Source organism: Desulfofundulus salinus (assembly GCF_003627965.1).
In the GTDB taxonomy this organism is placed as follows: Bacteria; Bacillota; Desulfotomaculia; order Desulfotomaculales; family Desulfovirgulaceae; genus Desulfofundulus; species Desulfofundulus salinus.
The window spans coordinates 2,344,382-2,369,565 of sequence record NZ_RBWE01000001.1 but is presented as its reverse complement, the minus strand read 5'-3'; the positions used below and the strand labels follow the sequence as shown (position 1 = coordinate 2,369,565).

General features: G+C 55.5%; 24 protein-coding genes and 2 rRNA genes. 23 read left to right on the top strand and 3 right to left on the bottom strand.

Going from position 1 to position 25,184, the window contains the following annotated elements; translation table 11 throughout:
• The first annotated feature begins 45 nt into the window (after window positions 1–45).
• The 23 genes from D7024_RS12040 (at window position 46) to D7024_RS11930 (ending at window position 21,317) form a co-directional block, all read left to right on the top strand.
• Window positions 46–3,061 (top strand): 23S ribosomal RNA (locus D7024_RS12040).
• Between the two features lie 190 nt (window positions 3,062–3,251).
• Window positions 3,252–3,367 (top strand): 5S ribosomal RNA (rrf, locus tag D7024_RS12035).
• Window positions 3,368–3,602: 235 nt separating this feature from the next.
• On the top strand, window positions 3,603–4,325 hold the full coding sequence (gene nadE / locus D7024_RS12030; RefSeq protein ID WP_121452024.1) for an NAD(+) synthase: 723 nt from the start codon (window positions 3,603–3,605) through the stop codon (window positions 4,323–4,325).
• Between the two features lie 134 nt (window positions 4,326–4,459).
• Window positions 4,460–5,188, top strand: coding sequence for a YebC/PmpR family DNA-binding transcriptional regulator (locus D7024_RS12025; RefSeq protein ID WP_121452023.1), 729 nt, complete (start codon window positions 4,460–4,462; stop codon window positions 5,186–5,188).
• 90 nt (window positions 5,189–5,278) lie between these two features.
• Window positions 5,279–5,929 carry a hypothetical protein gene (locus D7024_RS12020; RefSeq protein ID WP_121452022.1) on the top strand — a complete coding sequence of 217 codons (651 nt, stop codon included), beginning with the start codon at window positions 5,279–5,281 and terminating at the stop codon, window positions 5,927–5,929.
• Between the two features lie 58 nt (window positions 5,930–5,987).
• Window positions 5,988–6,476 carry a crossover junction endodeoxyribonuclease RuvC gene (gene ruvC, locus D7024_RS12015; RefSeq protein ID WP_121452021.1) on the top strand — a complete coding sequence of 163 codons (489 nt, stop codon included), beginning with the start codon at window positions 5,988–5,990 and terminating at the stop codon, window positions 6,474–6,476.
• Between the two features lie 33 nt (window positions 6,477–6,509).
• A complete protein-coding gene (gene ruvA / locus D7024_RS12010; protein WP_121452020.1) occupies window positions 6,510–7,124 on the top strand; it encodes a Holliday junction branch migration protein RuvA in 615 nt (204 codons plus the stop codon).
• A gap of 22 nt (window positions 7,125–7,146) precedes the next feature.
• The gene (ruvB, locus tag D7024_RS12005; RefSeq protein ID WP_121452019.1) at window positions 7,147–8,169 is read left to right on the top strand and encodes a Holliday junction branch migration DNA helicase RuvB; all 1,023 of its coding nucleotides are present in this window, start codon (window positions 7,147–7,149) and stop codon (window positions 8,167–8,169) included.
• Between the two features lie 124 nt (window positions 8,170–8,293).
• A complete protein-coding gene (locus D7024_RS12000; protein WP_121452018.1) occupies window positions 8,294–8,854 on the top strand; it encodes an epoxyqueuosine reductase QueH in 561 nt (186 codons plus the stop codon).
• The gene (locus D7024_RS11995) at window positions 8,851–9,069 is read left to right on the top strand and encodes a DUF2905 domain-containing protein (protein ID WP_121452017.1); all 219 of its coding nucleotides are present in this window, start codon (window positions 8,851–8,853) and stop codon (window positions 9,067–9,069) included. Before D7024_RS12000 ends, D7024_RS11995 begins: the two co-directional genes overlap by 4 nt.
• Window positions 9,070–9,149: 80 nt before the next feature.
• Complete coding sequence (locus D7024_RS11990) at window positions 9,150–10,619, top strand: SpoIID/LytB domain-containing protein (protein ID WP_165859357.1); 1,470 nt, start codon at window positions 9,150–9,152, stop codon at window positions 10,617–10,619.
• A gap of 24 nt (window positions 10,620–10,643) precedes the next feature.
• On the top strand, window positions 10,644–11,669 hold the full coding sequence (gene queA, locus D7024_RS11985) for a tRNA preQ1(34) S-adenosylmethionine ribosyltransferase-isomerase QueA (protein ID WP_121452567.1): 1,026 nt from the start codon (window positions 10,644–10,646) through the stop codon (window positions 11,667–11,669).
• A 16-nt stretch (window positions 11,670–11,685) separates the two neighbouring features.
• A complete protein-coding gene (gene tgt, locus D7024_RS11980; protein WP_121452015.1) occupies window positions 11,686–12,798 on the top strand; it encodes a tRNA guanosine(34) transglycosylase Tgt in 1,113 nt (370 codons plus the stop codon).
• 75 nt (window positions 12,799–12,873) lie between these two features.
• Window positions 12,874–13,155 (top strand): preprotein translocase subunit YajC, encoded by a 282-nt coding sequence (gene yajC, locus D7024_RS11975; protein ID WP_121452014.1) that lies wholly within the window; start codon window positions 12,874–12,876, stop codon window positions 13,153–13,155.
• A gap of 112 nt (window positions 13,156–13,267) precedes the next feature.
• On the top strand, window positions 13,268–13,927 hold the full coding sequence (locus D7024_RS11970) for an HD domain-containing protein (RefSeq protein ID WP_121452013.1): 660 nt from the start codon (window positions 13,268–13,270) through the stop codon (window positions 13,925–13,927).
• Between the two features lie 24 nt (window positions 13,928–13,951).
• Entirely contained in the window at window positions 13,952–15,199 is a 1,248-nt protein-coding gene (gene secD / locus D7024_RS11965) for a protein translocase subunit SecD (protein WP_121452012.1), read from the top strand.
• Window positions 15,200–15,214: 15 nt separating this feature from the next.
• On the top strand, window positions 15,215–16,090 hold the full coding sequence (gene secF, locus D7024_RS11960; RefSeq protein WP_121452011.1) for a protein translocase subunit SecF: 876 nt from the start codon (window positions 15,215–15,217) through the stop codon (window positions 16,088–16,090).
• A gap of 131 nt (window positions 16,091–16,221) precedes the next feature.
• The gene (locus tag D7024_RS11955) at window positions 16,222–16,524 is read left to right on the top strand and encodes a DUF5665 domain-containing protein (RefSeq protein ID WP_121452566.1); all 303 of its coding nucleotides are present in this window, start codon (window positions 16,222–16,224) and stop codon (window positions 16,522–16,524) included.
• Window positions 16,525–16,537: 13 nt separating this feature from the next.
• Window positions 16,538–17,308 carry a TraR/DksA C4-type zinc finger protein gene (locus D7024_RS11950; protein WP_243113774.1) on the top strand — a complete coding sequence of 257 codons (771 nt, stop codon included), beginning with the start codon at window positions 16,538–16,540 and terminating at the stop codon, window positions 17,306–17,308.
• Window positions 17,309–17,541: 233 nt separating this feature from the next.
• Window positions 17,542–18,585, top strand: coding sequence for a cation diffusion facilitator family transporter (locus tag D7024_RS11945; RefSeq protein ID WP_243113773.1), 1,044 nt, complete (start codon window positions 17,542–17,544; stop codon window positions 18,583–18,585).
• A 156-nt stretch (window positions 18,586–18,741) separates the two neighbouring features.
• Window positions 18,742–19,464, top strand: coding sequence for a sigma-70 family RNA polymerase sigma factor (locus D7024_RS11940; protein WP_121452565.1), 723 nt, complete (start codon window positions 18,742–18,744; stop codon window positions 19,462–19,464).
• Window positions 19,465–19,469: 5 nt separating this feature from the next.
• The gene (locus D7024_RS11935) at window positions 19,470–20,672 is read left to right on the top strand and encodes an anti-sigma factor domain-containing protein (protein WP_121452009.1); all 1,203 of its coding nucleotides are present in this window, start codon (window positions 19,470–19,472) and stop codon (window positions 20,670–20,672) included.
• 87 nt (window positions 20,673–20,759) lie between these two features.
• Window positions 20,760–21,317 carry a CBS domain-containing protein gene (locus tag D7024_RS11930; RefSeq protein WP_121452008.1) on the top strand — a complete coding sequence of 186 codons (558 nt, stop codon included), beginning with the start codon at window positions 20,760–20,762 and terminating at the stop codon, window positions 21,315–21,317.
• Window positions 21,318–21,359: 42 nt separating this feature from the next.
• Here D7024_RS11930 and D7024_RS11925 read toward each other — a convergent pair whose 3' ends face one another.
• From D7024_RS11925 to D7024_RS11915, 3 genes are all read right to left on the bottom strand, one after another.
• On the bottom strand, window positions 21,360–22,775 hold the full coding sequence (locus D7024_RS11925; RefSeq protein ID WP_121452007.1) for an ArsB/NhaD family transporter: 1,416 nt from the start codon (window positions 22,773–22,775) through the stop codon (window positions 21,360–21,362).
• Window positions 22,754–23,335 carry an LbetaH domain-containing protein gene (locus tag D7024_RS11920; RefSeq protein ID WP_121452006.1) on the bottom strand — a complete coding sequence of 194 codons (582 nt, stop codon included), beginning with the start codon at window positions 23,333–23,335 and terminating at the stop codon, window positions 22,754–22,756. Before D7024_RS11920 ends, D7024_RS11925 begins: the two co-directional genes overlap by 22 nt.
• 106 nt (window positions 23,336–23,441) lie before the next feature.
• Window positions 23,442–24,986, bottom strand: coding sequence for an SLC13 family permease (locus tag D7024_RS11915; RefSeq protein WP_121452005.1), 1,545 nt, complete (start codon window positions 24,984–24,986; stop codon window positions 23,442–23,444).
• Window positions 24,987–25,184 lie beyond the last annotated feature (198 nt).

The following is a 25,184-nucleotide window of genomic DNA, read 5'->3' as shown; positions in this document are numbered from 1 at the left end:
AAGATGTTCCTTGAAAACTTCACAGCGGAGAGGAGAGTTCGTCGAGGTCAAGCTAGGAAGGGCATACGGTGGATGCCTTGGCGCTTTGGGCCGAAGAAGGACGTGGCAAGCTGCGAAAAGCCACGGGGAGCCGCAAGCAGGCGTAGATCCGTGGATATCCGAATGGGGCAACCCGGCGGGGGAGAACCCCCGTCATCCTGTACTGAATCCATAGGTACAGGAGGGGCACCCGGGGAACTGAAACATCTTAGTACCCGGAGGAAAAGAAAGCAAAAGCGATCCCCGTAGTAGCGGCGAGCGAAGAGGGGACAGCCTAAACCGCGAAGTGGGAACACTTTGCGGGGTTGCGGGACTCCCGTGAAAGTACTGCGGAACTTAGCCGAAGGGGGCTGGAAAGCCCCGCCGCAGAAGGTAAAAGCCCTGTAGGCGAAAAGGGAAGCAGTGCAGGGAGGATCCCAAGTACCGCGGGGCACGTGGAATCCTGCGGGAATCAGGGAGGACCACCTTCCAAGGCTAAATACCCAAAGCGACCGATAGTGGACGAGTACCGTGAGGGAAAGGTGAAAAGCACCCCGGGAGGGGAGTGAAAGAGAACCTGAAACCGTATGCCTACAAGCAGTCGGAGCGCGTGGGGACACGCGTGACGGCGTACTTTTTGTAGAACGGACCGGCGAGTTACGTCTAGCGGGCGAGGTTAAGGCTGGGAAGGCCGGAGCCGTAGCGAAAGCGAGTCTGAATAGGGCGAGTAGTCCGCTGGAGTAGACCCGAAACCGGGTGAGCTACCCATGTCCAGAGTGAAGCGTAAGTAAAGTTACGTGGAGGCTCGAACCAACCGTCGTTGAAAAGGCGGTGGATGAGGTGTGGGTAGGGGTGAAATGCCAATCGAACCCGGAAATAGCTGGTTCTCCCCGAAATAGCTTTAGGGCTAGCCTCATACGAGAGTGCCGGAGGTAGAGCACTGACTGGGCTAGGGGCCTTCGCGGGTTACCGAACCCAATCAAACTGCGAATGCCGGACACTTGATGTATGGGAGTCAGACTACGAGTGCTAAGATCCGTAGTCGAGAGGGGAACAGCCCGGACCGCCGGCTAAGGTCCCGAAGCGGTGCTAAGTGGGGAAGGATGTGGGGCTGCGAAGACAACCAGGATGTTGGCTTAGAAGCAGCCATCATTCAAAGAGTGCGTAATAGCTCACTGGTCAAGTGGCCCTGCGCCGAAAATGAAACGGGGCTCAAGCACCGCACCGAAGCCGCGGATCTGAGAGGTGAGAGGTGAGAGGTTGGAAGTGGGAATGACGATTCTCACATCTCACTTCTCACATCTCACCTCTCAGGTGGTAGGGGAGCGTTCCCACCGGGTAGAAGTCACACTGGGAGGTGTGGTGGACTGGTGGGAAGTGAGAATGCCGGTATAAGTAAGCGAAAAGGCAGGTGAGAATCCTGCCCGCCGAAAGCCTAAGGATTCCTGGGGAAGGCTCGTCCGCCCAGGGTAAGCCGGGGCCTAAGCCGAGGCCGAAAGGCGTAGGTGATGGGGAATCGGTTGAGAATCCGATGCCACCGGTAGGCCGGTTGAGGATGGGGTGACGCAGGAGGGTAGGCCAAGCGCGCGGCTGGAAAAGCGCGTCCAAGCCGGTAGGGTGTGGGGCAGGCAAATCCGTCCCACGGTAAGCCCGAGAGGTGATGGGGAGGGAAATAAAAGTACCGAAGTGGCTGAACCCAAACTGCCAAGAAAAACCTCTAACGAGGAATACCGGTGCCCGTACCGCAAACCGACACAGGTAGGCGAGGAGAGAATCCTCAGGCGCGCGAGAGAACCCTCGTTAAGGAACTCGGCAAAATGACCCCGTAACTTCGGGAGAAGGGGTGCCCCGGTAGCGTGAAGGTAAAAACTACTGGAGCGCGAGGGGGCCGCAGAGAAGAGGCCCAAGCGACTGTTTACCAAAAACACAGGTCCCTGCTAAATCGAAAGATGAAGTATAGGGGCTGACGCCTGCCCGGTGCTGGAAGGTTAAGGGGAAGGGTTATCCGCGAGGAGAAGCTCTGAACCGAAGCCCCAGTAAACGGCGGCCGTAACTATAACGGTCCTAAGGTAGCGAAATTCCTTGTCGGGTAAGTTCCGACCCGCACGAAAGGCGTAACGACTTGGGCGCTGTCTCAACGAGGGGCTCGGCGAACTTGTAGTACCCGTGAAGATGCGGGTTACCTGCGACGGGACAGAAAGACCCCGTGGAGCTTTACTGCAGCCTGACATTGGACTTCGGTATTGCATGTACAGGATAGGTGGGAGGCAGGGAAGCCAGGGCGCCAGCCTTGGTGGAGCCGACCTTGGGATACCACCCTTGTGGTATTGGAGTTCTAACAGGGTACCGTGAAGGCCGGTACATGGACAGTGTCAGGTGGGCAGTTTGACTGGGGCGGTCGCCTCCTAAAAGGTAACGGAGGCGCCCAAAGGTTCCCTCAGCGCGGTTGGAAATCGCGCGTAAGAGTGCAAAGGCAGAAGGGAGCTTGACAGCGAGACTGACCGGTCGAGCTGGGACGAAAGTCGGGCTTAGTGATCCGGCGGTAGCGAGTGGAAGCGCCGTCGCTCAACGGATAAAAGCTACCCCGGGGATAACAGGCTTATCTCCCCCAAGAGTTCACATCGACGGGGAGGTTTGGCACCTCGATGTCGGCTCATCGCATCCTGGGGCTGGAGTAGGTCCCAAGGGTTGGGCTGTTCGCCCATTAAAGCGGTACGTGAGCTGGGTTCAGAACGTCGTGAGACAGTTCGGTCCCTATCCGTCGCAGGCGCAGGAAACTTGAGAGGAGCTGTCCCTAGTACGAGAGGACCGGGATGGACAGACCGCTGGCGTACCAGTTGTCCCGCCAGGGGCAGCGCTGGGTACCCAAGTCTGGTGGGGATAAGCGCTGAAAGCATCTAAGCGCGAAGCCCCCCTCAAGATAAGGTTTCCCATGGAGTTAATCCAGTAAGACCCCTGGAAGACTACCAGGTAGATAGGCCGGGCGTGTAAGCCGGGTAACCGGTTGAGCGGACCGGTACTAATAGGTCGAGGGCTTGACCTACCAGGTAGATAGGCCGGGCGTGTAAGCCGGGTAACCGGTTGAGCGGACCGGTACTAATAGGTCGAGGGCTTGACCTGGACGAAAGACACTTCGCTGTGAAGTTTTGAGGGAATTTTGGCAGGACCAGGATGAAAACAGAGGTTGTGAAATCAGATTCTGACCTCTGACATCAGACGACTGACGACCAATTTCCGGTGGCCATGCCGGAGGGGAAACACCCGTTCCCATCCCGAACACGGAAGTTAAGCCCTCCAGGGCCGATGGTACTTGGGGGTCAACCCCTGGGAGAGTAGGTCGCTGCCGGAAAATATTTTTCATACCCCCGGTCTATAACCCGGGGGTATTTGCATGTATTAAGAACCGGATACTGGTTCGACCTCGGGTCATGATGTTAATGTACCCTTAAGTTTCCGAGAAGGAAAAAGCTTCTGCATACATCGTATGGCAAATAATGGCATGCCTCAAATCATAGGGCAATTGCTTTATCCAGAGCCGCGTGGTATGATAAAAGCTAAGATTTTTTACAACGGGGGGATTGGGTTTGCATCTGCTCGCGCAGCGGTTAACCGAATGGCTCAGGGAACAGGTCACTGAAAGGGGCGCCCGGGGTTATGTGGTAGGCTTGAGCGGCGGTATTGATTCCGCTGTTACGGCTGTATTATGCAAGCGGGCCTGCCCGGATAACGTCCTGGGGGTAATCATGCCCTGCTACAGCAGTCCCCTGGATGCGGAGGACGCCAGGCTGGTGGCCAGGACCTTTGATATTCCTCTTAAGGAAATCGTGCTCGACGAACCCTTTGCCCTTCTGGTTCGCCTTCTGACCGGTGAAGATTACAACGTGGAGAAAAAGGATCTTTCCATTATTAACATCAAGCCAAGGCTGCGCATGATCACGCTTTATTTTTATGCTTCCCGGCTGCAATATCTGGTTGCCGGGACGGGCAACCGCAGTGAACTAACCGTCGGCTATTTCACCAAATATGGTGACGGAGGAGTGGACCTTTTACCCATTGGCAACCTCGTCAAGCGCCAGGTTTATGAGCTGGCCGAATACCTCGGAATACCGCGGCGTATTATAGAAAAGCCTCCTTCTGCCGGTTTGTGGGCCGGGCAAAACGACGAGGCGGAAATGGGTATAACATACCAGGAACTGGATGAATTCATCCTTACCGGGAAGGCTGACGACCGGGTACGGGAGGTTGTCAAGCGTCTCGCGACTAAAAATGCCCACAAAAAGCAGATGCCGGTCCTGCCGCCCTTTTAGTCTTTTTTAGACTTAAAGTAACCAGAGCTTTTATGGTGGGCAGGGCCGATCGCCGTTCCAGTAATATATGATATTATCTTAAATGACTAACAGGCCCCCGGTGCTTTTGGTAGGGGAGGAGGTTTCAGTAAGAGATGTCCGGTCATTCCAAATGGTCAACCATCAAACGGAAAAAGGCCAAGGTAGATGCCCAGAGGGGCAAGCTTTTTACCCGCTTGTCCAGGGAAATTATCGTGGCGGCTCGTCTGGGAGGCGGAGATCCCGACGCCAACCCCAGGCTGAAAGCGGCAATACAGCGGGCTAAAGAAGCCAATATTCCCAACGAGAATATTCAACGGGCCATTCAGAAAGGCACCGGTGAATTGGGCGCGGCCAACTACGAGGAACTGATTTACGAGGGCTACGGTCCCGGTGGGGTGGCGGTTATGCTGGAGATCATGACCGATAACCGGAACCGCACCGCCGGAGAGATCCGGCACCTTTTCTCCCGTCACGGCGGTAATCTGGGGGAAGCCGGCTGCGTCTCCTGGATGTTTTCCAAAAAGGGCGTTATCGTGGTGGAAAAAGACGGCCTGGATGAGGATGAGTTAATGCTCAACGCCCTGGAGGCGGGGGCCGAAGATGTGAAAACCGAAGAGGACGAGTTCGAAATCATTACCGCTCCCGAGGATTTTGAACAGGTGCGCCGGGCCCTGGTGGAAAAGAGCGTACCCATCGTCGAGGCCCAGGTTACCATGGTTCCCCAGAGCACGGTTAAGCTTACCGGCAAAGAGGCGGAGCAAATGATGCGTTTGATGGATGCCCTGGAAGATCACGACGATGTCCAGGAAGTGTACGCCAACTTTGAACTGGAGGACTATTAAGGAATAAAAGCTAGAGAAAGTATGGTTCCGGCAAAAAGTGGCAATAATATAATCGGTAACCACTGCTGTGTTTAAGGAGTGTCCGGAACCATGCTCAAAAGGCTTTTCTATGCCTTCGCGGGATTACTGATTATGCTTGGAGTGGCCATCACAGTCTATCTGGGCTTGAACTTGCTGGGAGAGCCATCAATCAAGCCCGGATTGGCCGTCTTTAAATCAGACGACCAGTCCGTCCTGCCGGTAAGAAGCGACACCCTTGTCCAGGAAGAAAAAGAATATCTTTGCGGTGACATCCACATTGTCTTTTTGGGTCGTGCTCCCCGGGAACTGCTCGGGTTAGACCGGGCAGACCTGGCCAGGCGTTATCCCTCGACCGAGGGATGGAGCATGGAGGAGCAGGGCAGGATGTTAATATTAAGGCAGCGGGTCAAGGATTTCTGCCCGGAACACAAGAACTACCGTCACCTGGGTGTTCATGAAGGCTATCTGGCCGTATACGAAGGACCCCTGGGTTACGATGAAAAACTGCTCCGGGTGGAGAAAAACATGCCCGTAGCCGAATTGCACCCCGATTTACAGCTGAAGTTGCACAAGGCGGGCGATTTTAACCGCCAGGATCCGGAAACCCAGGCCATTTTGCGGGCGGAACTGGAGTTTCCATCGGAGCAGGCGGTAAACGCCATGCTGGAAAACCTGGATGAAGCAACGGAGTCCGGGACTAATCCCGGACTTGATTTTTGACTTGATGGCAGGAGCCCGGGCGGGTGGTGTGGAATTTTTTAGAGGGGGAGAGGGTTCTATGCGGATTATTGGTGTTGATCCGGGTACGGCCATCACCGGCTATGGCATAATTGAACTACAGGGAAACCGGCTGACGGTGGTAGCCTACGATTGCATTACAACACAAGCTGGTATGCCTATGCCTTCCCGGTTGCAGCATCTTTACCGGCAGCTGGAACTGGTGCTTAAACTATATCAACCCCAACAATTTGCCGTGGAAGAACTTTTTTTTAACAAAAATACCCGCACTGCCCTGGCCGTGGGACAGGCCCGGGGGGTAACTCTTCTGGCCGCCGTCAATGCCGGCCTGGAAGTAGCCGAGTATACTCCGCTGGAGGTCAAACAGGCGGTGGTTGGTTACGGCCGGGCGGCCAAGGAGCAGGTCCAGTACATGGTGCGGGCTCTCTTATGCCTGCCCGAGATCCCCCGCCCCGATGATGTCGCCGATGCCCTGGCGGTGGCCATCTGTCATGCCCACCGGCTCGGTAGGAGAAAAATAATGTTTTAGTTCACCGGAGGCAAAAGGGAGGAAAACCCTTGCATGATTGCCTTTCTCAATGGTAATCTGTTGGAAATACAGGATGATGGCATCATTGTGGATGTGCATGGGGTAGGGTACCTGGTGCGGGTACCCCTGTCCATGGTGAGCCATCTTCCGCCAAAAGGGCAGCCGGTGCGCCTGTATACCCATTTAATCTGGCGGGAAGACGGGCCGGCACTCTTTGGTTTTTCCAGCCGGGTGGAGCTGGAAACCTTTCGCAGTTTGTTAAACGTGGCCGGCGTAGGTCCCCGGGCGGCCCTGGCTATTCTCTCTACGGTAACTCCCGGCACTTTGCGACGGGCGGTGGTGGAGGAAAATGAAAACATTCTTACAGCCGTTCCCGGGATAGGCAAAAAAACGGCCCGGCGCATTATCCTGGAGTTGAAGGACAAGCTGGCAGACATGGTTTTCGAGGCTGACGGTACAGATGATACAGGTGAAACAGGTACTCCGGGGAACGAGGGGGAAGCCGTAGCTGCCCTGGTGGCTTTGGGTTACGCTCAGATGGAGGCCCGCCGGGCCGTGCGGCAGGTCCGCCAGCAGGCCGCTTCCGGTTCTACCGAAGAGTTGCTGCGGTCCGCCCTCCAGTGGCTGGGCCGGCAAAAAAACGCTTGACCGGTGATGGGGGTGTTTACCCTTGGAAGAAAGGCTGCTTTCCGCTGCCTTTCGGTCGGAGGACAGGGAAAGCGAATACACCCTGCGGCCACGGCGGCTGCAGGATTTTATCGGCCAGGAAAAAATTAAAGAAAGCCTGTCCATTTTTATAAGCGCGGCCAGGGAGCGGGGGGAAGTGCTGGATCACGTACTTTTATTTGGCCCCCCTGGACTGGGCAAAACTACCCTGGCCGGCATCATCGCCAGCGAGCTGGGGGTGGGCATCCGGGTCACATCCGGCCCGGCCGTAGAACGCCCCGGTGATCTGGCAGCCATTCTAACCAATCTCTCCCTGGGAGATGTTTTATTTATTGACGAGGTCCACCGCCTGAGCCGGCCGGTGGAGGAAATACTGTACCCGGCCATGGAGGACTTTGCCCTGGACATTGTCATTGGTAAAGGGCCGGGGGCCCGTTCCTTACGCCTGGAGCTGCCCCGGTTTACTTTGATTGGCGCTACCACCCGTGCCGGCCTGCTTACATCTCCCCTGCGGGATCGCTTTGGGGTAATATGCCGGCTGGAATATTACGAGGTCAACGAGCTGGTGCAGATCATCTCCCGTTCGGCCCATATTCTCGGGATTCCTATAGAAGCGGAGGGGGCTTTAGAAATTGCCCGGCGGTCCAGGGGAACACCCCGGGTGGCCAATCGTCTGTTAAAGCGGGTGCGGGATTACGCCCAGGTCCGGGCCGGAGGCATAATCACCCGGGCAGTAGCCGTGAAGGCGCTGCAGTTCCTGGAGGTGGACCCCCTGGGCCTGGATCATACCGACCGGCGTCTGCTGCACATAATTATAGAGAAGTTTAACGGCGGGCCTGTGGGCCTGGATACCCTGGCGGCAGCTGCCGGGGAAGAAGCGGGCACCCTGGAGGATGTTTTTGAGCCCTACCTTTTGCAAACAGGACTCCTGGCCCGCACACCCCGGGGGCGGGTGGCCACCCCTGCGGCCTACAAACACCTCGGCTTACCTTTAAAACGAGATCCTGTTCAAGCCAGCCTGTGGTAATATTGTAGTAGGTGTCGCCGTCACAAAGTGAACATGAGCGGCGTTCGTCACTAAAGGAGCATTTAAGCGACGGGGGACGACCGCCGCCAGGCAGTATGTGCAATATCTAACAGGGTGATGTCCAATGAAAATACTGCTGCATACCTGCTGTGGCCCCTGCACCATCTACCCCCTGGACTACCTGCGCCGGGAGGGCCACACGGTTCACGGCTACTTCTTCAACCCCAACATCCACCCCTTCACCGAGTGGCAAAAGCGCAGGGAAACACTGGAAAAATACGCCCGGGAACAAGAACTCCCTGTAATTTTTGACGACGATTACCCCCTGGAACAATTTCTGCAGATGGTGGTTCACCGGGAAGCCCGGCGCTGCCAGTTCTGTTATGCCCTGCGCCTGCGGCAGGCGGCCCGGGTGGCCAGACGGGGAGGTTTTGATGCCTTTACCACCACCCTGCTGGTCAGCCCCTTTCAAAAACACGACTTGCTCCGGGAAATCGGTGAGGCCGTAAGCGAGGAGTCGGGGGTACCCTTTTACTATGTAGATTTTCGTCCCGGTTTCAAGGAAGCCGTTACCCGTTCCAGGGAGTTGGGTATGTATCGCCAGCAGTATTGCGGGTGCATATATAGTGAAAAGGAGCGCTACTACCGTTCTTCCAGAAGAGAAGGTGCAGGTGAAGAGAAATGATGGACGGTTTAGGCAAAATGCTCGCCCTGATGGGTATCCTCCTGCTGGTCATCGGCGGCCTGCTCATGGCATCGGAGAGGCTCTTCCACCTGGGCCGTCTCCCTGGAGACATTTTCATCCAAAAAGGTAATTTTACCTTTTACTTCCCCATTGTTACTTCCATTATCTTGAGCATTGTCCTTACATTAATTCTAAACCTTATTTTTCGACGTTAGCTCCTAATGGCAGGAAACTGAGTGAACCTGTCGAACTTACCTGGATGGGGATAATTTTACCTCCAGGGGGTTTGTGTTTAGTGTTTAAAAAGCGCTTAAGTTCAGTTATTCTTCTTTTAGGACTGCTGGCCCTGTTGGGCTATCCCGCCTGGCCGGTATTGGGGGAGGTCGTGGTGGCACCTCATGACGTCCGGGTTGGCCTTGTACAGCAGGCCAGTCAAATTGCGTTTTCAGTAACGGGACATTATCAACTGGTTGATTATTATACCAGCAAGACCATATCTGAGGTTGTTTCCGGACAGCGCTGGGAAGTGTGCTTTTCCCCCAGCGGCCTGGAATTGTACAGGGATGGTAACCGGATTGGTTGCTTTACCGGCCCTTTGGTGGTACGGGGCAAAGTATTACAGGTGGACGTTCTTTCGGGGACAGGAAAACAAATAGAGCGGGAGGGCGGCCTGCACGCCCTGGGGGCAAACGGCAAGAAGGTCGTGCTCGATAATCTGGCGGGCGTCAGCGTAATGGGTGCCGGCGGGCAAATGAAAAAAATTGCCCCTGCCGGGGGGCTGAACCTGGTTACCCTCTACCAGGGGGATCAGGCCCGCCGTTACAGGGGTAATATGGAGTTCCGCCTGGATGACAAGGGGATCACGGTGGTTAACCAGCTGCCCATCGAAGAATACCTTTACGGGGTTGTGCCGGCGGAGATGCCTGCCCACTGGCCTGGGGAAGCGTTGAAGGCCCAGGCGGTGGCCGCCCGCAGTTATGTCCTGGCCCAAATGGGGACCTACGCGAGCCAGGGCTTTGATGTGCTGGCCACCCAGGCAAGCCAGGTATACCGGGGATACGATGGTGAGCATCCCGCCGCAAGCAAAGCGGTGGATGAAACCAGGGGAATTGTAGTAACCTACCGCGACCGGCCCATCAGTGCCGTTTTTCATAGCTCAAGCGGCGGGTACACCGAGAATAGTGAGGACATCTGGAAAAACCAGGTGGATTACCTGCGTGCCCGGCCGGACCCGTTCGATCGCAACCCCCAGAACAAGCATTACGACTGGACCAGGACTTACACTGCCGAGCAGCTCAAGGAGCAATTGGCTGCGTCGGGCTACCGCTTCAGTGAAATTTACGATTTAGTAGAAAAGGAGCGTACTTCCACTGGCCAGCGGGTAAAATGCCTTGCGGTTAGCGGTTTAGGCCTGGACGGCCAACCTTTAACCATCGAAATCGGCAGGGATCCCCTTAAAGGAAAAGCCGATGAGGTGCGCCGCGCCCTGGGATTAAAAAGCGCCTGTTTTACCATGGAAAAGATAATGACAGGTAACGGGGTATCGGGGCAGCAGCCCGCGGAAACCCAGGTCGTACCCGGTCAGGGTCAGCAGGATAATCGCCCCCGTTTATTAAAGGTCACTTTCCGGGGCAGCGGTTGGGGACACGGCGTGGGTATGTCCCAGTACGGAGCCCTTGGCATGGCTTCCCAGGGTTATAGTTACCAGGAAATCTTGAAATACTATTATGCAGGTGTCCAGATAGTTTCTAATTATGGCGCTTAAAGTTTGGGTGATGGTTTTTTGGGCTTGCAATTGAATGACTTTGATTACTACCTGCCGCCGGAACTAATAGCCCAGGACCCTGCTCCCCGCAGGGACGAGTCCCGCTTGATGGTGTTGTTCCGGGATGATGGGCGCATAGAACACCGGTTGTTCCGGGACATCGTGGAATACCTTTCACCACAGGATGTGCTGGTGATTAATGATACCCGGGTCATTCCGGCCCGGTTGACGGGCCGCAAAGCCCAGGGCGGGGCAGAAGTAGAGGTTCTACTTCTCAGGCCGCTGGACGAACGGCGATGGGAGGCGCTGGTCCGGCCGGGGCGGCGGTTAAGGCCCGGTACCCGCCTGATCTTTGGCGACGGCCTGGCCGAAGGTCTTATAGAAGGTGTCACTGCCGCGGGCGGCCGGGTAGTGTCCTTTGCCTCGGCCCTTCCCTTTGAGGAGGTGCTGTCCCGGCTGGGCAAGATGCCCCTGCCTCCCTACATTAAAAAGTATCCGGAAGATCCCGGGCGTTACCAGACAGTTTACGCCCGGCAGGAGGGGTCCGCCGCGGCTCCCACCGCCGGGTTGCATTTTACCACGGAATTGCTTGACAGGATTGAAGCCAGGGGCGTGCAGCTGGTCCGGGTGCTGTTGCACGTGGGATTGGGTACCTTCCGGCCGGTGAGGGTCCAGGATATCACCCGGCACCACATGCATGCCGAATATTACGAGGTTACTGAAGAAGCCGCCCGGGCCATAAATGCGGCCCGCGCCCGGGGCGGCCGGGTGGTGGCCGTAGGCACGACCACCACCCGGTGCCTGGAGACGGTGGCGGACACCGACGGTCAAATCCGGCCCGGGACGGGGTGGACGGATATCTTCATCTATCCCGGCTACCGGTTTAAGGCGGTGGACGCCCTGGTGACCAACTTCCACCTGCCTAAATCCACCCTTTTAATGATGGTCAGCGCCTTTGCGGGCCGGGAAACAATTTTAAACGCCTACCGCACGGCGGTGGAAATGCGCTACCGCTTCTTCAGTTTCGGCGATGCCATGCTGATTATTTAGAGAGGTAGAGAGATCCGTGACCGTTAGCTTTTCCATCATCAAGGAAGATGCCCGCACCGGAGCCCGGGCGGGGGTGCTCCACACCCTCCGGGGGGACGTAGAAACCCCGGTGTTTATGCCCGTGGGTACCCAGGCCACGGTGAAAACCATGACTCCCCAGGAAGTGTGGGACCTGGGTGGAAGGCTGATCCTGAGCAATACCTATCACCTGTATCTGCGTCCCGGCCCCGACCTGATTCAAGAGGCCGGGGGGCTGCACCGCTTTATGGGCTGGGATGGCCCCATCCTCACCGACAGCGGAGGGTTTCAGGTTTTCAGCCTGGCTCCTTTGCGCCGCATTGAGGAAGATGGTGTCTGGTTTCGTTCTCACATCGACGGGAGCGAGCACTTTTTTAGCCCGGAAAAGGCGGTGGCCGTTCAGGAAGCCCTGGGTTCGGACATCGCCATGGCCTTTGACCAGTGTGCCCCCTATCCCTGCACCTATGAGGAAGCGCGGGAAGCCATGGAACGGACCAGCCGTTGGGCGCTGCGTTGTAAAGAGGCCAGGCGGCGGGAGGACCAGGCTCTGTTTGGCATTGTCCAGGGAGGGGTGCACCGGGACCTGCGGGAAAAAAGTGTCAATGATTTGGTGGCGCTGGATTTTCCCGGATACGGTATCGGGGGGCTCAGTGTGGGGGAGCCTAAGGATATCATGTATCAAGTTCTGGATTATACCGTTCCCCTGCTTCCCAGGGAGAAGCCCCGTTATTTGATGGGTGTGGGGTCGCCCGACTGCCTGCTGGAAGGGGTGGCCCGGGGGGTGGATATGTTTGATTGTGTTTTGCCCACCCGGATTGCTCGTAACGGGACCGTTTTTACCCGTGAAGGAAAACTGGTGGTGCGCAATGCCGAATATGCCCGGGACTTTCGCCCCCTGGACCCGGATTGCAATTGTTATGCCTGCCGGCACTTTACCCGGGCCTACATTCGCCACCTGATCAAGGCCAATGAGGTGCTGGGCATTCGCCTGACCACCATCCATAACCTGCATTTTGTTCTCGAGTTGATGAGAAGTATTCGCCGGGCTATCTTAGAAGGCAATTTCTACGAGTATAAAGAGGCATTTCTGGCCCGCTGGAACAAAAATTAAATTTTTCTCCTTATCTTAAAAGGGAATTGCCTTTCCGGCACGAATAATAACTTGTCAGGAGAAAGGAGGTCTTATATGAACCAGCAGGTCGTTTCGTTGCTCTACATTGTAGCCCTGTTTGCCCTGCTTTATTTCCTGCTCATTCGCCCCCAGCAGCAACGGCAGAAAAAGCACATGGAAATGATCCGTAACCTGAAGGTAAATGATCCCATTGTGACGATCGGCGGTATCTATGGTACCATAGTCAAGATAAAGGATGATACCCTGGTGGTGCGGGTGGCGGATAATGTGCGGATCGAAATCCTAAAAACTGCCGTTGCCCAGGTCAGACCACGGGAGGAAGAAGAGGAAAAATAACCCTGGTTTCCCGGAAGAGTAGGCCATTCCTACTCTTTTTCTCCGTAAACATGGTATTGGCTAAAAATACCTGGCGCAAGTGGGTTCTTATGGTTAAGGAGATGGGGACTCTTTGATTACCCTGGAAGATATCAAAAACAACCCGATCGTGGACAGCTTCATCCGCAAGGGAAATGAGTACCTGGGAGTAATGGGTTTTACCGAGCACAGCTACCGGCATTTAAACCTGGTGAGCAGTATCGCCCGCAGTATCCTGGAACGGCTGGGGTACCCCGAAAGGGAAGCCGAGCTGGCGGCTATCGCGGGTTACCTGCATGACATAGGCAATGTAGTTAGCAGGAACGACCATGGTATTTCCGGGGCGGTCCTGGCCTTTTCTATTTTGAACAGCATGGGCATGCACCCCGATGAGATTGCTAAGGTAATCTCGGCCATCGCCAACCACGAGGAGCAGTACGGCCAGCCGGTCAACAATGTGGCGGCAGCCCTGATTGTGGCCGACAAGTCCGACGTTCACCGTTCCCGGGTGCGCAACCAGGACTTTGCCACCTTTGATATACACGACCGGGTAAACTATGCCGTGGAACATGCCTTTATCTGGGTGGACAAGGAAAAACGGACCATTACCATGGATCTCACCATTGACATTAATATCTGCCCGGTTATGGAGTATTTTGAAATCTTCCTTACCCGGATGACCCTTTGCCGGCGGGCAGCCAACTTTTTGCAGTGTAATTTTGAGCTGATCATAAACGGTTCCAAGTTGCTCTAGTGCAGTCTGAGAGGGGATTTGGCCATGAAGTGGAACAAGATTTTTATTCTTGCAGGCATCGTGGTGATTGTGGCCCTGGCTACAGTGGCCGCAGTATCGCCGGTTTTTAAGAACAACCCCTATCTGGGAAAATACCTGCCTCTAGTAAAGGACATTACCCTGGGACTGGACCTGCAGGGCGGGGTTCATGTGGTCCTGGAGGCTAAAGACACCCCCGAAGTGAAGGTTACCCCCGATACAATGAAGCAGCTGATGGCCGTAATTCAACGCCGCGTAGACCAGTTCGGGGTGGCGGAACCGGTTATCCAGCAGCAGGGGCGGGACCGGTTGATTGTGGAAATCGCGGGCAGGATAGACCCCGAAGAAGCCGTGCGCACTATGGTGAAAACGGCCTACCTGGAGTTTAAAACCATGGACGGGAAAACGGTGGTTACCGGGGCCGACCTGAAAGATGCCATTGAATCCAAGGACCCGACTTCGGGGCAGATCAAAGTAGATCTCACCTTTAATGCCGCTGGGGCCAAAAAGTTTGCCGAGGCAACGGCGGCCAACGTGGGCAAACCCATAGCCATCATTCTGGATGGACAGGTGTTGCAGACTCCCGTTGTCCAGGAACCCATTCCCAACGGCAAAGCCCAGATTACGGGTTACCAGTCCCTGGAGGAGGCTCACAACATTGCCATCCTGCTGCGTTCCGGCGCCCTGCCGGTAAAGGTGGAGGTGGCCGAAAAACGCGGAATTGGGCCGGCCCTGGGAGCCGACTCCCTGGAAAAATCCAAGCATGCCGGACTGGTGGGTGTGCTGGCTATTTTAATCTTCATGGTCATGTACTACCGCCTGCCGGGACTGGTGGCCGATTTCGCCCTTTTGATCTACGCCCTGATTGTCCTGGCCATTTACGTGGGTCTGCATGTGACCATGACCCTGCCGGGCATCGCCGCCTTCCTGTTGTCCCTGGGTATTGCCGTTGATGCCAACGTGATTATTTTCGAGCGCCTGAAGGAGGAACTGCGGACGGGCAAGAGTTTGCGCTCGGCCATTGATGCCGGGTTCAAGCGGGCCTTTACCGCCATCTTTGATGCCAACGCCACCACCCTCATTGCCGCCGTGGTGCTCTACTTCTTCGGCACGGGTCCCATCCGGGGCTTTGCCATTACCCTGGGGATCGGTATTGTGGCCAGCATGTTTACGGCCATCACCGTCACCCGATGGCTGTTGCACCTGGTGGCGGCAAGCGGCCTGGTGAGAAACGCGAAAGCTTATGGGGCATAGGGGGGTGTAAAGGACATGCATTTCATTAAGCTGCGGAAAATCTGGTATGCCATATCTATTGCGGTTATTTTGCCCGGATTGATCTCCCTTATGCTTCAGGGGTTGAATCTTGGCATTGATTTCACCGGCGGCAACTTGCTGGAGGTCCGTTTTGCCGAACCGGTGCCGGTGGAAAAGGTGCGGCAGGTGGTAGCCGCCCAGGGGCTGGAGATCAGCCGGGGCATTCAAAAAAGCGGCACTACCGATTACATCATCCGCACCCGGCATTTGACCCAGGACGAATCGGACAAGCTGATCGCGGCTCTCAGTGAGCTGGGCAAGAACACTGTTTTGCGCAATGAGTCTGTCGGTCCCACCATCGGCCGTGAGTTGACCACCAAGGCCATCCTGGCCCTGTTAATTGCTTCGGTGCTGATGGTTATTTACATCACTTTACGCTTTGAATTCAAGCAGGGGATTGCGGCCATTATCGCGCTGTTGCACGACACCCTGGTGGTTACCGGTATTTTCTCCCTTTTCCGGATTGAGGTCGACAGTGCCTTTGTGGCAGCCCTTTTAACCATTATCGGTTACTCTATTAACGACACCATTGTTATTTTCGACCGCATCCGGGAGAACATGCTGACCCGCAAAAAAGGGGAAAGCCTGGAAGATGTGGTTAACGCCAGCCTGTGGCAAACCCTGACCCGGTCCATTAACACGGTGCTGACGGTAGTTTTTGTGCTGGTGGCCCTTTATTTCCTGGGCGGCAGCACCATCCGCAACTTTGTCCTGGCCATGCTTATCGGTGTGGTCAGCGGTGCCTACTCCTCCATCTGCAACGCCAGCCCCCTGTGGGTGGACTTCAAGCTTATGGAAAAGCGGGCCAAAGTAAAGGAAGCCAGGGCTTAGGCGGGTTTTGCGGTGGCAAAATGCCGCCGCTTTTTTATTTTTGCCTCGGCCCGGGAATGAAAGTTTTTTGTTTAGCGTTAACCGCACGGGGAAAATTAAAATTAAACCATGCTCACGGGAGGCTGGTCCCGGTGGATGAAAGGGAAAGGCGCATTCTGGAGGCCCTGCGGGACAAAATCACCGAGCTATCCATTAACATGGAAAAGATGAAACTGGCCGAGTATGTTCAGCTTTTAGAACAGCCCGGGAGGCTGCTCTACGTCAATTTTCTTTCCGGCCTGGCCCGGGGTGTGGGGGTAGCCGTGGGTTTTGCCCTGCTGGGGGCCATCCTGATTATGATTTTGCAGCGGCTGGTGATGCTTAACTTGCCGGTAATCGGCGGCTTCATCGCCGAGATTGTGGCCATTGTCCAGAGCCGCCTGGGCGGCCCCTAAGGGAGAGCACCGGTTGACAGTATACTACCCCTTGCTGCAGATAGGAGGATTTATGGTGGATGCACAACAACTGGCGGGGATACGCCGCCGCCTGGAAGAAGAAAAACAAAGACAGCTGGAGCTGATCAAAGGCATCAACGAGGGTGGCCTGGCCACTTCCATGGCCGATTCCATTGGTGAATTATCTCTCTACGACAACAACCCGGGCGACATCGGCACGGAAATGTTTGAGCGCAGCAAGGATTTCGCCCTGCGGGAAGATGCCAAAATCAAGATTCGCGCCATTGATGAAGCGCTGGCCAGGCTTGACCGGGGCACATACGGCATTTGCGACATCTGCGGGGCGGCCATTGACCCGGAAAGGCTGGAGGCCATTCCCTATACTACCGTTTGTTATCGTTGCCGCCTGCAGGATGAAAAGCGTCCGGTTAGCTCCTACCGTCCCATAGAGGAGGAAGTCATTAAGGATCTTTATAACACCAGCTTTGAAGAAGACATGGAAAGTGTAATGTATGACCTGGAAGACTCCTGGCAGGAGGTGGCACGTTATTTTGAACATGCCGAGCAGGCTGAAGCCGGGGCTTACTACGGTTCCAATGAACTGGCCGAGGAGGACCGGGGGTACGTGGAAGAGGTAGAAAACATCCCGTACGAGATAGGCGATGACGGTGTGATTTACGAGAATCGGCGCGGCTATGATGACGAAAGCGCACCCTACGAACGCATCGACGTGGGCATTGAGCATAGCAAAAAAGAGGAGGACGGTTCATCCCCGTACGGCTAAGTGTAAATGCCCCTGTGGGGAGCGAGTGCGTGCAAACGGCAGGCAAGTGTAAAAGGCCGGGAAATTTTTTTGCTCCCGGTTGCCCTTAAAAGAGGCGCTATGCTATACTATCGATATATAACCGGAACGAACCAGCAGGCCGGCCCTTTTTAAGGTAACGGTTTCACCCGTGGGACTTCATTTCGGCTTCCGGGATGATGGCCCCGGGTCTGTTTTTTATGGGAGTGGTGGGCTTGGACGAGAAAATAAAGATTGCCATGCTTTCGGTCATCTCAAATACCCTGCTCACCGGCGGCAAATTGGCTGTAGGTCTGGCCATGAATTCGGTAGCAGTTATTTCTGAAGCATTGCACTCAGGTCTTGACCTGATGGCGGCGCTAATTGCCTTTGCCTCGGTGCGGCAATCCTCCCGCCCGGCTGATGCTGAGCATAATTACGGCCACGGTAAGTTTGAGAATGTGGCTGCCATTATTGAAGCGCTGTTAATTGTCGCTGCCGGGATCATGATCGTACTCCAGTCCATTCCCAAACTCCTGGGTGCCCGGGAGGTGCACCACCTGGGCCTTGGCATGGCGGTGATGGGGCTGTCGGCAGCCGTCAACCTGGTCATCTCCAGCCTTTTGATGCGTACCGCCAGGCGCACCGGTTCCCCGGCCCTGGAAGCCGATGCCTGGCACTTGCGTACCGATGTCTATACTTCGGCGGGAGTGTTTATGGCCATGCTGGCCATTCAACTGACCGGCTGGTACATCCTGGATCCCCTGATTGCCCTGGCCGTTTCCCTGTTCATTTTCAAAGCGGCTTATGATCTCCTGCGGGGTTCCTGGGGCAGCATTGTTGATGCCCGCCTTCCCGACGATGAAGAACAGTTAATCCGGCAGGTTCTGACCTCCTATGCCGGTGAATTTGTCCAGTTCCACGACCTGCGTACCCGCCGGGCGGGTCCGGACCGCCACATAGATTTTCACCTGGTGGTTCCCGGTTACCGTCCTATCGCCCAGGTACACCAGCTCTGTGACGCCATAGAAGACGATATCCGCCGGCAGCTGGCCGGAGCCAGCGTACTTATCCACACCGAGCCCTGCCGTCCGGGCACAAGCGATTGTCATGTTTGCCGGGTGCATGTCTCCCTGACCCCCACCACTCAAAAACGCAGTTGTGAGGAGTGTCGCGCCTGTGCTCTGGACACGGATGGGACAGCGCCTGAAGGAGGTGAAAGTGGAAAACATCTTCAGGCAGGAAAAGGGACGTTGAAGTCGAATATTTTAAGGAAATAAAAGGGGTGAAGGAAAAATCCTGCACCCCTTTATCATTACCATTAAATTACAGCCCCCCATGCTCCCCAAAAAAGAGCGGCTGCCGCGTAGTAATAAAGTAATAGACGTTGGGCAGACCGGGGGTGAATCATGGGGACCTGAAGGATGGTGCTGCCGGTGGAGGATTTAGATTACCTCCTTGCCCTGGCCAGGTCAGGGGATGGTACGGCCCGGGAAAGATTGCTGGCTGAGTGCCGCCCCTTCATTGCCCGGGTCACTGCCGGGTTTTGCCGCCGGCATCTGGAATGGGGTTTTGATGACGAGTTGAGCATTGCCTTCATTACTTTTAATGAAGCTATTGACCGTTACGAAGAAGACCGGAAGGTGCCCTTTTTAGCTTTTGCCCGGCTCATGATTAAGAGCCGTATTACTGATTACCTGCGCAAGGAAGCAAGGGCATCCGCCCACCTGGCCGGGTCACTGAACAGTGAACAGGAGGACCTGTCCGTCAGCCCCCTTGAGTCATCGCTGGCCTGGCAGGATTACCTTGCCCGGGAGGCAGCCCGGGAAAGGGAAGAAGAGATCAGGGACTATGCTAAAATCCTGGCCGAATTTGAGATCTCCTTTTCCGAACTGGTACGCTGTGCACCCAGGCATCAGGATGCGCGACGGGTTTTGCTGGGAGTTTCCCGTCGCCTGGCTGCCGATGATTCCCTTTTCCAACACCTGATGAAAACAAAAAAATTGCCCTTAAAGGAGCTTTCCCTGCTTACCGGTGTGCACCGCAAAACCCTGGAGCGGGGACGTAAATATATCATTGCCATGGCCCTCTTATGGCATCATTGCCATGAATTTTTATACCTTTGTCATTATTTAAGAGCCAGCGGTAAAGGAGATTGAAGAAAATGATTACCGGCATCGTCGTGGAGATCAAGGCCAAAACATGTATCGTTCTCACCCCGGACGCCCAGTTCCAGGAAATCCCCCTGCCCCCCGGCGGAGTGCGTCTGGGTGAAGAGATTTGCTATATTCCACGCAGGCGTACTATTTTCTGGCAGTCTTTGATGGCCGCTGCGTGCCTGTTGATTCTCCTGGGTGCAGGTCTTCTGTATCATGGCTGGTTGACCCAGGCGGTGGCCTTTGTTTCCATGGACATCAACCCAAGTGTGGAAATGACCCTGGACCGGCGGGAATATGTGTGTGAGGCTAAAGGCTTGAATGCCGCGGGGGAAATCCTGCTGTCCCGGGCCGCAGTTCTTGGCCGTCCTGTGGAAGAGGCCATTGACTCCATACTTACCCGGGCGGTCCAGTCCAACTATCTCCTTCCGTCTCAAAATAACGTCGTGCTGACCACCATTACCACGAAAAATGGACAGGCGCTGGCGCTACAGCCGGGGAAGATATACCAAACCATCGTTAAGTCCCTGCAATCGACGGGAGTGCCGGCCGAGGTGGTGGTGGAAACCGCTACACCGGAGATCCGCCAGCAGGCCCGCAAGCTCGGTCTGTCTACGGGCCGTTATCTAATTCATGTGGAGGGGAGCAAAAAGGGTCTGGATATTGGCCTGGAAGAATTAAAACGGGAAGGTATGGCCAGCCTGGAGAAAAAGAAGGGCATAGTGATCGGGGAAGTGCTGGGCAAACACGGCTACACCGGGTGGGTGGATCTGCCCAAACCGGTCTCCCAACCGGGTCCTGAAGCCAGGAGTAATCATCGTTCACCCGGTTTGGTAAATAACAAAGGTCTTGAGCGGGTTTCCATAACGGAGGATAAAACCCCCCGGATGCACCCCGGTGCCGGTACCCCGGGGCAAAAAACAAGTGTCCCTGTTAGACCGGTGTTACCTGACGATGCCCGGGGACTGCCCGGCCTGCGCGTTCAGGGAGTTCCTCCGCATGGCTATGATCAGGAACATAATGGCATCAAAGAACGTAACATTAAGAACGAGGAACCAGATGGTAAAGACCTGCATGATAATGATAATCGAGAACTTCGTGACAACAAAGACCTTCCTGGCACCAGCGCTCGTGATCTGGACCCTGAAAAAGATAAAGGGTTAGAAGAAAACAAAGGTGGAAATAGTAACCAGAACAGTGCTGATGGTTAGGCTGCTGCATTGCCAGGCAGCCGGCGAAAGTGGTAGAATGAAGTTATCTGGAGCATCACCAGCAGCAGGGTAAAGGGGGGATTCGAGATGCCTGCGTTGGTACAATCCGCCGGCGATGTCCTGGCCAGGTCATTTAAACGGGAAAAGACCGTGGAGGAGTTAATGGTTTCCCTGGAAGCCTGCCGGACTATTCCTGCGGATGGCAGTCTAAAGGATGCCATTTGCCTGCTGAAAAGAGTTGCTCTTCAGTCACGGGCAGGGGCCATTCCACCCCTGGTGGTGCTGGAAGCAAAAGTTCCCGTTGGGTTATTAAAAGTTGACCACTTGCTGGCCCTGGCCCACTTGCCCTTGCCCCAAAGAGAGTCTTATGCCGGATGGTCAATTTCCTTCCCCGCAGAAGAACCACCTTCCTATAACGGTCTGTTTACCTCACGCGGTCAAGAAATGGCCAAAAGAAAAGTGCGGGAGGTTATGCGTCCCTTTCCTGTATCGCTAAAACCCCGGGATTCTTTGAGCCGGGCGGCTTACCTCATGTCCCGCAGCGGTTTTGAAATCCTGCCGGTCCAGGAGAATAACCGGATGGTGGGTCTTTTGCGCGACAAGGAGCTTTTTCTTGAACTGAGCAGGATCGTCAACGGCGGTTAAAAAAACCCGCCTTTTTGCGGCGGGCTTTATGTTTGGGAGTAATCAAGCCTCCTTGTACTTGGAAAGCACTTTTGCAGACCGGCCTTCCGTGCGGAAGAGCACGTTGTTCAACAGAACGGTTACCAGCCCCAGTACGGCTGCCACTGCCAGGGTTCCTACCAGGGATACCGGCCCGTGGTAGTGGTACCAGAAGAGGAGGTAAACCGTGGACACCACAATGGACATGAGCATTAACGGAAAGGCCACCTTCATAAAGCCCAGGAAGGAGATGGGCTGCCCCCTCTTTTCCGCCATGCCGATAACCACCACGTTGGCTGAGGCCCCGATGATGGTACCGTTACCCCCCAGGCAGGCCCCCAGTGACAGCGCCCACCAGAGCAGGTCCAGGTTTGTCATCCCGCCCAGGCGCCCCATGTCATGAATGAGCGGGATCATGGTAGCCACGAAGGGGATGTTGTCCACAAAAGCCGAGGCCAGGGCTGAAATCCACAGGATGAGCATGGCCGCCGGCACCAGCTGCCCCTGGGTGATTTCCAGGGAGAAGCGGGCTACCGCCTCGATGACCCCCACCTTTTCCAGCGCTCCTACCACTACGAAGAGGCCGACAAAGAAAAAGATTACCGGCCATTCCACCGCGTGCAGGGCGTGTTCCGGGTCTTCCCGGGTGATCAGCAGCAGCAGGCTGGCTCCGGAAAGGGCAATCACACTGGATTCCAGGTGCAGGTACTGGTGCAGGACAAATCCCATTATGGTTAGAAAAAGCACCACCAGGCACTTTTTCAACAGGACGGGATCCTTGATTTCATCCCTTTCATTCAAGAGCATAATTTTTTCCTGAAGTTCCGGGCGGGCCATCAGCTGGCGGCGGTATATAAGGCGCAGGAAGAAAATTGTTAAGATATAAACAACTGCCACAACCGGAGTCAGGTTGATTACGAAATCCATGAATCCCAGGTGGGTCTGGCTGCCGATCATGATATTGGGCGGGTCGCCGATCAGTGTGGCCGTGCCCCCGATGTTGGAAGCAATGATTTCGGCAATGAGGAAGGGTATGGGGCTGATCTGCAGCTGGCCGGCGATGGCAAAGGTAACCGGGACAATCAGCAGCACCGTGGTCACGTTGTCCAGAAAAGCCGAGAGGACTGCCGTCACCAGGGAAAGGGCGGCCATGATGCGCAGGGGTTCGCCCCTGGCCTGGCGGGCCGCCTTGATGGCCAGGTACTCAAAAACCCCCGTCTGGCGGGTGATGCCCACGATGATCATCATGCCCACCAGAAGGCCGATGGTGTTAAAGTCAATGGCGTGGGTCGCTTCTTCGGGGTTCAAAATTCCGGTGAGGGCCAGTATTGCTGCTCCCACCAGGGCGGCTACCGCCCGGTGGATTTTTTCGGAAACAATCACAGCGTAGGTGAGCAAAAAAACAGCCGTAGCAAAGATTACCTGGGTTTGTTCGGACAAAGTTCACCCCTCCTATGGAGATTTAAGTAGGCGCCGCACAGCTCCCGGTTGACCAGGAGAACTTCCCTGGCAAATTCCGCCCGTTCCGGGGAGACCTCCGGCAGGGAGGCTACATGCTCCGGTGTCGTCACCACGGCAAGACTGGGGATATACCTGCCGCCGGGTATTTCCACACCATCGATCAGAGTCCCGTGGCCGACAAAACACCTGCTCCCCAGGCGGCTCCGCATAACCATGGCCCTGAACCCCACAAAAGTATCATCCCCGATTTCGCACGGTCCGTGGATGATCGCCCCGTGGGCCAGGCTGCACCTTTTGCCCACGGTTACGCTGCCGCCTTTAAGGCAATGGATGACCACACCATCCTGAACATTACTGTATTCGCCAATAACAATGGGAAATCCTTCATCGGCCCGGAGCACTGCCAGAGGATATACGGCAACCCCATCTTTAATTACTACGTCTCCCATTAAAACCGCAGTTTCATGAATAAATGCATTCGCGCTCACCACGGGGAACCCCCCGGGTTTCCAGCTGACCGCAGGGGCCTGCTGCAGCATCTTGTGTTCCTCCTTTTGAGGCAAGCGAGCCGGCCGTATACGTACGGCTGGCCCGCACCCGACACGTTATTTTTTATTTTGCCAATGTTGATTTTATTTTACCAGCTTATTTTACCAGTGCCGGCACACCCAGGAGCGGCCAGATGGTCAGGGCAAACACGGCCAGCAGGACAAGGGCCATAATACTGGCCGGGATGCCGACAACGAAGAACTCACCGGCAGAGAACTGTTTGGATTCGTAGGCGATGGCGTTGGGTGCCGCTCCCACCAGCAGGCAGAAGGGCAGTGCCGCGGCAGCCAGGGAGGTCCACAGGATCAATTCCGGGTTGACCCCCAGGTACTGGGCGATAATCAGGGCCACGGGCAGGGTGATGGCAATAGCGGCCACGTTCATGATGAAGTTGGTCATAGCCATCACCAGGAAGAATATGGCCAGCACGAAGATCAACCAGGGAGCATTTTTAAACATGCCCAGCCAGTGTACAGCCATCCACTGGGCTGCTCCGGTCTGCCACAGGCAAAAGCCGATGGACATGGCCCCGCCGAAAAGCAGCACGATATTCCAGGGAATCCGCTTTTCCAGATCCTCCACGGTAAATACCCGGGTCAGGAAGAACAACAATCCCAGGGTGAGCATGATGGCGCTCTTGTTCAGGCTTTTCAGGGCCGGGATGAAGTTTTGCGAAGCCAAAAGAGCTACCACTACCGCCACGGCTACACCCACAAAGATTTCCTGTTTGGTCAGGGGGCCGAGGCCGGCGGAAAGCTCTTTCACCTTTTCCTTTAGACCGGCAATACGGTCTTTTTCCGGTCTGAACCAGATGATCATCAGCAACCAGATCAAAAACATCATGGCGAAGCCGTAGAGGGCCATAACCTCGGTATAACGGGCAAAGCTGATTTCATGGCCCGTAATTTGCTTGTAGAACCCCAGAGCCACTATACCCCGAGCGGCTCCCAGCAAAGTAATCGCACTGCCCGCTCCGGCGGTAAAGGCCATGCCGATGAACAGGGCCTTCCCGAACCGGCTGGTTTCCCCTTCTTTGGTACCGTAGAGCCCCAGAATGGCCATTAAAATGGGGAACATGGTGGCGGCCACAGCCGTGTGGGCCATGAAAAGGGTTAGAATCACGGTGACCACGAAAACTCCCAACAGGATCATTTTTGTGTTTTCGCCCGTAACCTGCAGCATCTTAAAGGCCAGCCGCCTGGTGAGGCCCGCCTTGGTAAAGGCCAGGCCGACCATCAAAGAACCAAGGATGAATAAGACCGATGGATCCATGAAATCTCTGAAGGCAACGTCGGCTGGCCGGATGCCGAATAAAGCCTGGAAAATGCCGATGGCCAGGGCGGTAGCTCCGATGGGGATAACCTCGAACACCCACCAGATGCCGGCTAAAAGGAACAGCCCGATGGCCAGTTGACCTTGCCGGGAAAGGGCGAATTCTTTGCCCGCCGGATCTACGGCTACCGGCAGCGGCGGTAAAAAGTAGAGCAGGAAAAACAGCCCCAGGCCAAGGGCGATAAATACGGTGCGCCTCAAGTCCCACTTAAACTCTTTTTGCAACTCAAGTGGTTTGGTTGCCTCTGCAGGCCGGGCGGCGGTTTGGGACCGGGCGCGCCCGGTGATATCTTCTAAAGTTTTGGCCATGAAAACCCCTCCTTATAAAAAGGACCCCAGAAGGTAAGACCAGCCATTTCCCCGATATGCCAAACTTGTTTGGGGAGATGTACGAACTAATCAAAGAATCTGCATATAGTTATCCCCGCTTGCATTTCCCCATTGTCACTGAAAACGTGGTGCAGCTAGATAGAACTCCCGCCACCCCCTTCGTATCATATTCCCGGC